10 protein-coding genes and 1 pseudogene are annotated in these 10,873 nt (G+C 67.0%); 6 read left to right on the plus strand and 5 right to left on the minus strand.

All coding sequences use genetic code 11. The annotated features are described in order from the left end of the window. Nucleotides 1-846: 846 nt before the first annotated feature. Complete coding sequence (locus AC1DN0_RS38650) at nt 847-1,752, minus strand: MurR/RpiR family transcriptional regulator (protein ID WP_441637066.1); 906 nt, start codon at nt 1,750-1,752, stop codon at nt 847-849. Nucleotides 1,753-1,841: 89 nt separating this feature from the next. Here AC1DN0_RS38650 and AC1DN0_RS38655 point away from each other — a divergent pair, with 89 nt between their 5' ends. Continuing rightward, complete coding sequence (locus AC1DN0_RS38655) at nt 1,842-3,005, plus strand: M20 family metallopeptidase (protein ID WP_441637068.1); 1,164 nt, start codon at nt 1,842-1,844, stop codon at nt 3,003-3,005. A 49-nt stretch (nt 3,006-3,054) separates the two neighbouring features. Next, nucleotides 3,055-4,056 (plus strand): Bug family tripartite tricarboxylate transporter substrate binding protein, encoded by a 1,002-nt coding sequence (locus AC1DN0_RS38660; RefSeq protein WP_441637070.1) that lies wholly within the window; start codon nt 3,055-3,057, stop codon nt 4,054-4,056. 10 nt (nt 4,057-4,066) lie between these two features. Here the strand turns inward: AC1DN0_RS38660 and AC1DN0_RS38665 are convergent, their stop codons facing one another. Further along, nucleotides 4,067-4,996: a LysR family transcriptional regulator gene (locus tag AC1DN0_RS38665; RefSeq protein ID WP_441637084.1), complete on the minus strand. Its 930-nt coding sequence runs from the start codon at nt 4,994-4,996 to the stop codon at nt 4,067-4,069. 312 nt (nt 4,997-5,308) lie between these two features. Here AC1DN0_RS38665 and AC1DN0_RS38670 point away from each other — a divergent pair, with 312 nt between their 5' ends. From AC1DN0_RS38670 to AC1DN0_RS38685, 4 genes are all read left to right on the plus strand, one after another. After that, on the plus strand, nt 5,309-6,043 hold the full coding sequence (locus tag AC1DN0_RS38670; protein WP_441637072.1) for a class I SAM-dependent methyltransferase: 735 nt from the start codon (nt 5,309-5,311) through the stop codon (nt 6,041-6,043). Between the two features lie 78 nt (nt 6,044-6,121). Next, complete coding sequence (locus AC1DN0_RS38675) at nt 6,122-7,042, plus strand: LysR substrate-binding domain-containing protein (protein ID WP_441637074.1); 921 nt, start codon at nt 6,122-6,124, stop codon at nt 7,040-7,042. 108 nt (nt 7,043-7,150) lie between these two features. Then, nucleotides 7,151-7,624 carry a RidA family protein gene (locus AC1DN0_RS38680; protein ID WP_441637076.1) on the plus strand — a complete coding sequence of 158 codons (474 nt, stop codon included), beginning with the start codon at nt 7,151-7,153 and terminating at the stop codon, nt 7,622-7,624. A gap of 26 nt (nt 7,625-7,650) precedes the next feature. Beyond that, nucleotides 7,651-8,847: an aminotransferase class V-fold PLP-dependent enzyme gene (locus AC1DN0_RS38685; RefSeq protein ID WP_441637078.1), complete on the plus strand. Its 1,197-nt coding sequence runs from the start codon at nt 7,651-7,653 to the stop codon at nt 8,845-8,847. 84 nt (nt 8,848-8,931) lie between these two features. Here the strand turns inward: AC1DN0_RS38685 and AC1DN0_RS38690 are convergent, their stop codons facing one another. The 3 genes and pseudogenes from AC1DN0_RS38690 to AC1DN0_RS38700 form a co-directional block, all read right to left on the minus strand. Further along, nucleotides 8,932-10,041 (minus strand): AcrVA2 family anti-CRISPR protein, encoded by a 1,110-nt coding sequence (locus AC1DN0_RS38690; protein ID WP_477112139.1) that lies wholly within the window; start codon nt 10,039-10,041, stop codon nt 8,932-8,934. A gap of 34 nt (nt 10,042-10,075) precedes the next feature. Next, entirely contained in the window at nt 10,076-10,684 is a 609-nt protein-coding gene (tssJ, locus tag AC1DN0_RS38695) for a type VI secretion system lipoprotein TssJ (RefSeq protein WP_441637082.1), read from the minus strand. After that, nucleotides 10,681-10,873 (minus strand): annotated as a pseudogene (locus AC1DN0_RS38700) (hypothetical protein); the annotation flags it as partial. The pseudogene AC1DN0_RS38700 and the gene tssJ, both read right to left, overlap by 4 nt.

Here is a 10,873-nt window from a genome sequence, read left to right on the forward strand (position 1 = left end):
CACTATCGACCGGTTCAGCGGCGGCATCATCTGCTCAACCACCCATTCCCGATGCTCGGTTGCATATCGTGTCATCACCTATTCGCACACCGCCCTCCATTTTGCTTCACTAAGGAAACGGAGGCGACAAGTATCCTGACATGGAGGGCTCGTAAAGAAAAGTAACCAAAAGAAAGCGATCCTTGCAGGAGGCTGGCGTGTCGGGGTTGCGCAGCCCAATGGATTCGTCGTCAGGCCCCGGGTTCTAWTAGCCTCGTGCCGTCACCGGTTCGGAGCACCACGMCCCAGCCAATGCCCAGGGATTCGTGGTGGTCCCCCCGGTAGCGGCCACCRCGAATTTCAGGCCGTCTGTCGCTCGCGGCGCGGACGGCCACGAAGTTGCAAGCGCCCCGTTTCCGTCGTGGGCGCGGTGGCACCGGATTGCTAGGACCAGGACCTTCTTCACCGCGCCCACCCCACCACGAAACCATCACGGCGTGATAGATCGTGATGCTCCRTGCCGGTACCGGCAGATGGGCGAATGGGCASGGAGCCSCTACCGGGGGCCTCACTACGRAACCAGCGCCATTGGCAGGATCGTGGCCATTCAAACCGGTAACGGCATGAGGCTATTACAGCCCGGGGCCTGACGACGAATCCAATGGGCTGCGCAACCCCGACACGCCAGCCTCCTGCAAGGATCGCTTTCTTTTGGTTACTTTTCTTTACGAGTAAAGAAAAGTGACACCTCCGTGTGCGTAAACGGCCAACCCCGTACAGCCGCGACAGCAGCTAGAAGCAATAAAACCCCACCAAAAACGCCCACCCCGCCTAAGCGGAGAAATCGCCGGCGACGCCAACACCAGCCTACCCCCGCCTCACCCCCTCAACAGGATCCGCCTCAAAGGCTTCCCACAGCGCATCACGCCGCTGCAACGCCTTGATGACTGAAGGCTGACGCAATTGCGCTACCGCCGAGACCAGCGCATTGCACAGGAAGAAGGCCGCCGTATAGGAATCAAAGGGGGAAGCATTACCCGTACGCACCAGCAGATGATGATGCGACAGCGGCACCAGTGGCGCAGCCGGACTATCGCAAATCGCGATCACCCGCGCACCGCGCTCGCGGAAAGCACGGGCGATGCTCACCGGCGCGCTGGAATAGCGGCGGATGCTGAACGTCAGCAGCACGTCCTCGGGCTCCACCCACAGCATGGCGTCCGTGGCAGTCACCGCTCCGGCCCCCAACTCCTGAACCTGCGGCCGGCACATGTTCAGATGCAGCGCCAGCCATGCCCCCACAGGCGCGCTGTTTTTCTGCGCCAGCACGAACAACCGCCCGCGCGGTTCGGCCAGCAGACGCGCGATCGCCTCGAAGGCCGCCATGTCCAGCACTTCGTGGGTGGCCGCCAGGTTGTGCTGGTCGTGCAGCAGCGCGTCGTCCACGCAGGCGCGCAAGGTGCGCTTGCCACCGATCGTGGCCGGCGCGCGCTGGCCCGCGGTGGGCAGGAGCGCCGTCACGCTGGCCCGCGCCTCGCGCTGGGCGTCGGCATAGCTGGCATAGCCCAGCTTGGCGAACAGGCGCACCACCGTCGAGGCGCTCGTGCCGTGCTGGGCGGCAAGCGAGGTGGCCGATTCCAGCAGCGCATGCGGATAGTCGCGGCCCAGTGCATCGGCCAGCGCGTGCTCGCGGATAGTCAGCGTGGCCGCCTCGCGCGCGAGGCGCTCAAGCAGGGTGGCGCTGTGTTGAGGGAGCTCCTGTCGATTTTTCATGGCGTTGACACGCTGCAATGCATATTGCATGATCATAGCACTTTTGCAATACATGAATCATCTCCACACGATGGAAGGAGCGGGGGTATATGGCGGATAGCGAGATGCTTGCCAACGCGGCGGGCGAGGTGATCGACTGGCTGGGTGGCCAGCAGGCCGAAATGCAGGCGCTGCTACAGCGCATTGTGGACATCGACAGCGGCAGCCGGCAGGAAGCCGGCGTGACGGCCGTGGCAGAGGTCCTGCGCGGACACCTGCAAGCTGCCGGCATTGCGGTCACGCTGCATGCCGTGCCCGGCTACGGCGTGTGCCTGGATGCGCTGGTGCCCGGCGCCGGCGATGGCGCGCCGATCCTGCTCATGGGCCATATGGACACCGTGTTTCCGGCCGGCACGGCGGCGCGCCGTCCCTTCCGCGTGGAAGACGGGCTTGCCTACGGGCCCGGCGTTGCCGACATGAAATCGGGCCTGGTGATGAATGTGTTCGTGGCCGAGGCCCTGGCGCGCTGCGGCGGCAATGCCCTGCCAGTGCGCCTTTTCTTTTCCTGCGACGAAGAAATCGGATCGGCCGCCACCCGCGAGCGGATCATGGACGTGGCGCGCGGCGCGCGTGCCGTGTTCAACGCCGAGCCCGGCCGCGTCAGCGGCAACCTGGTGACCGGGCGCAAGGGGTCGATGGTGGTGGAATTCGAGGTAGAGGGCGTGGCCGCGCACGCGGGCGTCAACCATGCCCAGGGTGCCAGCGCCATCGACGCGCTCGCGCGCAAGATCCTGGCGCTGCATGCGCTGACCGACGCCGGGCTGGGCATCACCACCAATGTGGGCTGCGTGAAAGGCGGCATCGTGCCCAACATGGTGGCGCCGCATGCGCAGGCCGAGCTCGACGTGCGTTTCACCGCCGACACGGACATCGACGCGCTGGTCGGGCAGATACGCGCCATCATCGAGGCCGAATCGCTGCCGCGTACCACGGGCCGGATCACCGACATGCGCCGCACCCGGCCGATGACCCAGACACCCACGGACTTGCTGGCGCTGTACCAGCGCGGCGCGCAGCAGCTGGGCTTCTCGGTGGAGGGCGAATTCACCGGCGGCGCCGCCGACAGCGGGCTCACATCCTCGGTGGGCACGCCCACGCTGTGCGGCACCGGCCCGGTGGGCGGCCATGCGCACACCGTGCGCGAGTACTGCGAGCTTGCCACCTTCGTGCCGCGCGCGCAGGCGGTAGCGCTAGCCATCCTCGCACTGCGGTGAGCCGAGGCACTTCCCTGCATCCGACTTTAACTACCTTCACCACACTGCCATGCCGAACGTGCCATTCTCTCGCCGCCATTTCCTCCGCACCGGCCTCAGCGTAGCCGCGCTCGCGTGTGCCGCGCCGCTGGCCGCGCAAGCGCAAGGCGCGTATCCCTCGCGCCCCATCACGCTGGTGGTGCCCTTTCCGCCCGGTGGTTCGGTGGACATCATGGCCCGCCAGTACTCGGAGCCGCTCTCGCGCATCCTCGGCGTGCCGGTGGTCGTCGACAACCGCCCGGGCGCGGGCGGCTCGGTCGCCACGCAATCGGTGGCGCGCAGCAAGCCCGATGGCTATACGCTGGTGGTGTCCTCCCAGAGCAGTCACCTGGCCAACCCGCTGACCCAACCGAAGCTGGGCTACGACCCGATCAAGGATTTCGAGAACATCGCCATCCTGGGCCGCCAGCCCAACGCCCTGGTGGTGCACTCGAGCCTGCCCGTGCGTACCTTCGCGGAGTTCCTCGCCTACGCGAAAAAGAACCCGGGCAAGCTCGACTACGGCAGCGGCGGGGTTGGCAGCATGGGCCAGCTGAATGTGGAGATGCTCAAGGCCAGCACCGGCATCTATGCCACGCACATTCCCTATCGGGGCGGCACGCATTTGATCACGGCCGTGCTGAGCAATGAGGTCCAGTTCATCCTCGACAACCTGGTCATCATGCTGCCCTACATCAAGGAAGGAAAGGTGCGCGCGCTGGCGGTGGCTTCCGAACAGCGCCTGCCGCAGCTGCCCGATGTGCCGACCATGGCCGAGCTGGGCTATCCGCAGCTCAACCTGAGTTCCTGGACAGGCATTGCCGCGCCTGCCGGCACGCCCGAACCGGTGGTGCAGAAGCTCTACCAGGCGGTGCGCCAGGCCGCCAGCGACCCCGCCATGCAGACGGCCCTGCGCGCGCGCGGCGTGTTCCCGCCCGAGGAGATGACGCCAGCCGCCTTCGAGCGGATGATGGCCGAGCGGATGCAGCGCTACGGCGAAGTGGTCCGGCGAGCCAGGATCTCGGCGGAGTGAGTGCGCGGGATCAGGGCCTGACGGTGGCCTGCCCGCCCGTCTCACCCATTCCGCCCACTCCGCCCGCGCGCAGCATGTCGATGACAAGCTGCATGGCCGGCGTGGGCGGGCGGCTCTTGCGCAGCACCAGGCCATAGGGCGCAAGCCGGCCATGCAGGGCTACCGGCAGCGTGGCGATCATGTTCAGGTCTTCGTAGTAGCGGGCCACCGAGGTGGGCAGCACGGCCAGCATGTCGGATTCGCGCAGCACGGACAGCGTGGTGAGGATCGACGACGTCTCCACCGTGCTCACCGGCGGCGGCACGCGGTTCTCGCGGAAGGTCTGGTCAATGATCTGGCGCATCGGGCTGGGGTGCGGCTGGATGATCCAAGCGTATTCCGTCAGCGCGGCCAGTTTCAGCTTGCCGTGCTCCGCCGCCGGATGCCCCACGCGGGTGACGATGGACAGCGCCTCCTCCCCCAGCGTCTCGAACGACAGCTCCTCCGACGGCCAGCCATCCGGGATGCGGCCCAGCACGATATCGATCTGGTCCTGCTGCAGGGCGTGCACCAGCACATCGCTGGTATCGATCTGCACGATGATGTGCAGGCGCGGATGCGCTTGCTTGAGCCTGACAATCACCCGGGTCAGCAAATCCGGCGCCGGCGCCATCACGGCGCCCACGCGCACCTTGCCGACATCGCCGGCCTGGATGGCGACCAGTTCTTCGCGCAACTCGTCCATATCGGCAAAAACCACCCGCGCGTAGCGCATCACCGCCTTGCCCGACACCGTGGGGTCCAGCCCGCGTGCGTGGCGCGTGAACAGCGATACGCCAAGTACATCCTCCAATTCCTGCAAGGACTTTGTGGCCGCCGGCTGGGTCAGCGCCAGCCCTTCCGCCGCCTGGCGCAACGAGGGCGACTCCGACAGCGCCAGCATCAGCTGCAGGTGCCGCATACGCAGGCGTTTGCGGATGGACGCGCTGGATGGGATGGTCACGGCGATAAGCTCCGATAATAGGTGGACAACAATATCCGATGTTTTGTTTATCGCGGATTCTCGCACATGGCTTGGGCGCGACAGAGGTCTGCCGCGGCTGGCCTTTCCCGCACATTCCCACGGCCGCTACGGCGTCCGGAACCCGTCTTCCGCATTTTTCGCTGCACTTCGGCGCATTTGCGGCCTGTTTCCGCGCTGCTGCGGTGCTTTTCGGGCATACTGACCCGCTCCCTCCCCATTGCGAAGCCGGCGTCCTGGCTTCCCCCCTTGATGCCCGGCTATCAAACCAAGCAAGAGAGCATTGCCGTCGCCGGCGTAGCCGACCTGGTCATTCGCTCGCTGCTGGATAAGCAGCAGTACTACGACCCCCTCGGCGAAGCCGATCGCATGGGCATTTCTTCCGCCATGTGGCCGCTGTTCGGCCTGCTGTGGCCATCCGGCGCGCACCTGGCTGCCCGCATGGCGGCGCGCCCGGTGGATATCACCGAACGCGTGCTGGAGATCGGCTGCGGCCTGGGCCTGGCCAGCCTGGTGGGACACCGCCGCGGCGCCGACATGACCGCCAGCGACTGCCATCCGATGGCAGCGAGCTTCCTGGCGGAGAACGTGCGTCTAAATGGCCTGGCGCCGATGAAATACCGGCACGGGCACTGGAGCGCCACGGCGCCTGAACAGGACGCCGCCGAGGGTGCGAGCCCGGCCAGCGCCTACGTCCATGGCCATTTCGACCTGATCATCGGCAGCGACCTGCTCTACGAGCGCGATGCCAATGCCAGCCTGGCTCACTTTATCGGGCGCCATGCCAGCCCCACCGTCGAGGTCTGGATCGTCGATCCCGACCGCGGCAACCGCCCGGCCTTCAACCGGCAGATGGTCGAGCAGGGTTTCCTGATGCGCGAGGAAAAGCTGGACCGCGCGGCCTCCCCCGGCGTGGAGGCCTATAAGGGGCGCCTGCTGGTTTATCGCTGGGCCGCGCCGATGCCGCCCGCGCCCACCCTGCAGTAGCAGCCAGCCCCCGCCCGCAAGCACCTCCCCTCAACAAGGCGTAGCATAACGGGCTCCCCAAACCCTCCGCCTAGCCTCATGCGTTCCGCGCGATCCCTGCCGCCCCTTGTGTCCCTGCGCGCTTTCGAAGCGGCCGCAAGACGCCTGAGCTTCAGCCAGGCGGGGCAAGAGCTGTTCGTCTCGCAAAGCGCGGTCAGCCACCATATCCAGAAACTGGAAGAAAACCTCGGCGTGGCATTGTTCGAGCGACGCACCCGCGCCGTAGCGCTGACCCAGGCGGGGCAGGCTTACTATGCACAGGTCCATGCGGCGTTCGAGCTGCTGCGCCAGGGCACCGAGCAGATCCGCGCCCCCGCCGGCGCGCGCACGGCCCTGACCGTGGGGCTGCTGGCTTCCTTCGGCACGCGCTGGCTGGCGCCGCGGTTGCCGGCCTTCTCGGCGGCGCATCCCGGCATCGACCTGCAGTTGCGCCCCGATATCGCCCTTGCGGACGTGGCGGGCGGGGAGGTGGACGTGGCGATCCGCTACGGCCGGGGTGCCTGGCCGGGCGTGGACGCGCAACTGGTCATGCCCGAGCGCTTGTCGGTGGTCTGCGTCCCCGCGCTGATCGCGGGCCCGGACCGCCCGCGCAAGCCGCAGGACCTGCTGCGCTACCCGTTCCTGGCCTCGCATGCCAGGCATCCGTTCGAATGGGACGCCTGGGCCCGCCGCTTCGGCCTGGCGCTTGGCCAGGCACAGACCGTGCGCCTGCACGACTACAACATCGTGGTGGAAGCGGCGCTCGCCGGGCAAGGCATGGCGATGGGCCGGCACCGCCTGATCGCCCAGCAGCTGGCCAGCGGCGCACTGGTGCCGGCACTGCCCGGCGCGGTATTGGATGACCCCGGCATCGGATGGTGGCTGGTCACGCCGCGCGGCCCGCTGAGCGAGGCCGCGTCGGCATTCCGTGCGTGGCTCATCGAAACCGCCGTCCGCGACCCGATGGACGGCACGCATTAGCCGCGACGCATTAGTTTTGCTCATGCATGCGGGCCGAGAATTGATTGGTTCTGCCGTGGCCAAGCCGATAGGATTGGCGTTTTCCAACCTCGCTCCGGCGTAACCGACATGACCCTCTCCATCTCCGCCCGCGTGGCCGAACTCGGCCTGGCCCTGGAATCCGCGGCCGCTCCCGCCGCCAACTACGTGGCGTTCGTGCAGGAAGGCAATCTGCTCTTTATCTCCGGCCAGATCTCACGCAAGGATGGCCAGCCCACCTACCTGGGGCGCCTGGGCGACAACATCTCCGACGAAGACGGCGTGCAGGCCGCGCGGCTGTCGGCGCTGGGCATCCTGTCGCAGATTGCCGCCGCCACGGGCGACCGGCTGGACCGCGTGGCCCGCGTCGTACGCCTTGGCGTCTTCGTGGCCAGCACGCCGGAATTCCATCGCCAGAGCGCCATCGCCAACGGCGCATCGGACCTGATGGTGCAGGTATTCGGCGAGGCGGGCCGTCACGCGCGCGCCGCGGTTGGCGTTGCGTCGCTGCCCAGCGGCGTTGCCGTGGAAGTCGAAGCCGTGATCTCGCTGACCCAGCCCTGAACCCGACGCGCCTCACCGGAACCCCCATGCCCCCTCCCCTCACCCCCGCCGCCGTGGAGGCGCTGCGCGCCCGCGCGCCAGGCACGCTGACCACCACGCACTTCAATCACGCCGGCGCCTCGCTGCCCTCCGCGGCCACGCTGGAAGCGATTCACGCCCACCTGTGGCGCGAAGCCACGCAGGGGCCGATGGAGGCCGGCTTGGCGGCCCGCGAACAAACGGAACGCGCGCGTACCCTTGCCGCGCGGTTGCTGAACGCCCAGCCGGCGGAGATCGCCCTGACCACCGGCAATTCGCCCGGCTGGGGCGCCGCCTTTGCCGCACTGGGATCCTGGCAGCCCGGCGACCGCATCCTGGTAGGGCGCCACGAATGGGGCGGCAACCTGGCCGCCATGCGCCTCACGGCGCAGCGCGCGGGCGCATCGATCGAAGCCATTCCGTCCGATAGCAGCGGCGCCGTGGATCCCGAGGCGCTGGAGGCCATGCTGGACGACCGCGTGCGCCTGATTGCGCTGACCTGGCTGCCGGCCAACGGCGGACTCATCAATCCCGCCGCGGCCATCGGAAAGGTGGCGCGGCGCCACGGCATCCCCTACTTCATCGACGCCGCACAGGCGGTGGGCCAGTTGCCGGTCGACGTGGCCCAGGTAGGCTGCGATGTGCTGAGCGGCGCCGGCCGCAAGGCGCTGCGCGGGCCAAGGGGCACCGGCCTGCTCTATGTGCGGCAGGATTTCCTGCCCCGCCTGACGCCGGCATTCGTGGACACCTATTCCGCGCCGCTGGATGCGCACGGCGACCCCGTCCTGCGGCCTGGCGCGGCCCGCTTTGAATCGGCCGAAGCATCGATGGCGCTGCGCTGCGGCCTGGCCAATGCCTTGCAGGAAGCGTTGGAGATCGGCCTTGAGAACATCCGTGCGCGGATCGATGCCACCGCACAGGCGCTGCGCGCGCAAATGGCCGGAATACCCGGCGTGACGGTGCTGGACCAAGGCCGCGAGCGCTCCGGACTGGTGGCCTTCAACGTGGCCGGCCAGGACCCCGTGTCGGTGCAGCGCAGCCTGGCGGCGCAGGGCGTGGTGATCGGCAGCAACGGTACCGCCTATACGCCCCTGGATATGAACGCCCGCGGACTCAGCCAGATTGCCCGCGCCTCGGTCAGCTACCTGACCACCGAGGCGGAGATCGGGAAATTGCTGGGGGGCTTGCGGGCGCTGGTGCGTTAGGGCGCCGGTATCCCGATATCCAGGCCGATCCAATCTCACGGCCCCCTTTTCGCGTCAGCGCTCACGCAGGCCGCGATCCCATCGCTAGTCCCCCTTCCCGGCACCCGCCTTGTCCGCCGTGCCAGCACTTCGCAGCGTGGGTACCAGATCGTCCGGCGTCTCGACGTTGACTGGAATGGGTGGCATCCAGCGCAAGGTGCGCTTCGCGCTATCACGCGGGCCGCTCAGGTAGGTGTGCCAGTGTGCCCGCCGGATGTGCGGGCGCGGGCCAGCATGAGTCCCAGCACCATCGCCAGCGCCGGCGGCATCGCCAGCGGCATCACGGCCAGCACGGCGCAGCGCGGCGCCCAGACGCGTGGCAACGTCCCAGCACACCGGTCGCTGCGCGGCGAACATGCGCACCCCCTTCTTGGTGCGCTTCGGCACCGGCCGCGATGGCCGGGATGCACCATCCCCGATTTCGGCGGCTTCGCTGCACAGGTACAGGAGCAGCGAGAGAATACGCGGCAGCAGCGTCGGCATATTTCGCTCAAAATCTGGTTCGGGCGCCATGCCGTCCTCACGCATGCTTTGAAACATGCCGCGAATAGCCTCGCCCAACGTGCGGCGGGTCAGATCGATCGGGCAGGTGAGCAGGCCGTCAGTGTAATTGAGCTGCAGCATCAGCACCTCGCGGCCGGTGTTGGTTTCACACAGGTTGGCGAAGACGCCGTAAACGAGAAGATCGTCCCAGTGCATGCCGGGCGTCTCAAGATAAACACACCATTCTGGCAAGTGCCGCAACAACGCCGCGGGCAATTCCCCTGTCACGGGCGTCGCGCACAAGGCATCGTAGACCGTCGGGTCGATGCGGTAAATCCCCTGCGTCACGCGCCAGGCCGCTATTGTCGCCACAAGTTGCAAATGCGTGACCAGCCCCTTCGGCGTCGGGTCGCCTGGGCGCAGACCGAGCCTGCGCATCATCATGTTCCGAAGCAGCGTGTATGGAATGTAGTAGTGGTCAGGCCATCCCCGCGCCGCTGGATCACGCAAGGCGCGCAACTTGTCCGTTGTCGCCAACAGGCCGGGATAGCAGGTGCCGACGTGCGTGAGCCAGTAACCGGGATGCATCTTCGCTGCGTCGCCCGATGCCGACGGCAATGCGGCAGGCACCTGCGGCTGCGGTGCGTGCGCTGCGTTGATTGAATTCGTCATCGTCTTTCGCCTCATCAGTAAAGCGGCACCGGTATCATCCCGCGAGCCGTGACATCGGCAAGCGAGCAGCCGCTTGCACCGTGGCTAGTCTGCCCATGCCGCCGCCATCCACTGCGCCGGAACCATCAAAGCTGGCCCCCGCCAGCTCCAGCGTGCTGCCTCGCACCTCGATCCTTACCGGATCGGTCTTCTTCCACTGTTTCTTCGGCACCACCAGCTTCCAGACCGTCTCCTTGCCGGGGCTACGGAAGAGCGCGATGACCCCGACATATTCCGCCTCGGCATGCATCGGCTCGCTCAAGCTCACGCTCGCATCGGGGCGCAGGATGACGTCCTTGGTCGCCAGCAGATCCGGCTTGAGTAATTCGAGATCATCGGCCTGCAGTCGCGCATAGCCCAGCTGTTCAAAGGCCTGCGGCGATTTCAACTGGTAGATCCGCACCACCGTCGACAACGATTGCCCGGCGCCGTTTGTATTTAACGACGGCCGGCTGGTGAGATCGAGGCTCATGGTCTTGACCTGCGTCGTGAAGGCCCATTTCGCTGCCTCCACCGTGCTGTCCTTGACTGCCTGGCCCACGCCGCAACCAGCTATATGGGTGGCAACCAGCAGTAGGGCACCGTTTCGAAGCTGTCGCCTCATCGTGTTGATCCTCTTTGTGCAGCGTATTGCTGCGTTGAGTTGTGCCCGCGCCAGTTCCCGAGTTGCACGCGGGTAACGGCATCGCTGGCGCCCGGGGCGTCGGCTTCGCTGTGCCGCCTGAGCTGCGTGGTGTAGCCCAGGCTCACCTGGTCCGAATTCAAGGCCGGCGCCGGCATCAGCGCGGGCCTC

It is taken from the genome of Cupriavidus sp. 05N39, assembly GCF_056397325.1.

Excerpts from the sequence above, each read along its gene's own strand:
- AC1DN0_RS38650 (WP_441637066.1), bottom strand. The coding sequence starts at position 1,752 with ATGAAAAATCGACAGGAGCTCCCTCAACACAGCGCCACCCTGCTTGAG.
- AC1DN0_RS38660 (WP_441637070.1), top strand. The coding sequence starts at position 3,055 with ATGCCGAACGTGCCATTCTCTCGCCGCCATTTCCTCCGCACCGGCCTC.
- AC1DN0_RS38655 (WP_441637068.1), top strand. The coding sequence starts at position 1,842 with ATGGCGGATAGCGAGATGCTTGCCAACGCGGCGGGCGAGGTGATCGAC.
- AC1DN0_RS38690 (WP_477112139.1), bottom strand. The coding sequence starts at position 10,041 with ATGACGAATTCAATCAACGCAGCGCACGCACCGCAGCCGCAGGTGCCT.
- AC1DN0_RS38680 (WP_441637076.1), top strand. The coding sequence starts at position 7,151 with ATGACCCTCTCCATCTCCGCCCGCGTGGCCGAACTCGGCCTGGCCCTG.
- tssJ (WP_441637082.1), bottom strand. The coding sequence starts at position 10,684 with ATGAGGCGACAGCTTCGAAACGGTGCCCTACTGCTGGTTGCCACCCAT.
- AC1DN0_RS38670 (WP_441637072.1), top strand. The coding sequence starts at position 5,309 with ATGCCCGGCTATCAAACCAAGCAAGAGAGCATTGCCGTCGCCGGCGTA.
- AC1DN0_RS38665 (WP_441637084.1), bottom strand. The coding sequence starts at position 4,996 with ATGCGGCACCTGCAGCTGATGCTGGCGCTGTCGGAGTCGCCCTCGTTG.
- AC1DN0_RS38675 (WP_441637074.1), top strand. The coding sequence starts at position 6,122 with ATGCGTTCCGCGCGATCCCTGCCGCCCCTTGTGTCCCTGCGCGCTTTC.
- AC1DN0_RS38685 (WP_441637078.1), top strand. The coding sequence starts at position 7,651 with ATGCCCCCTCCCCTCACCCCCGCCGCCGTGGAGGCGCTGCGCGCCCGC.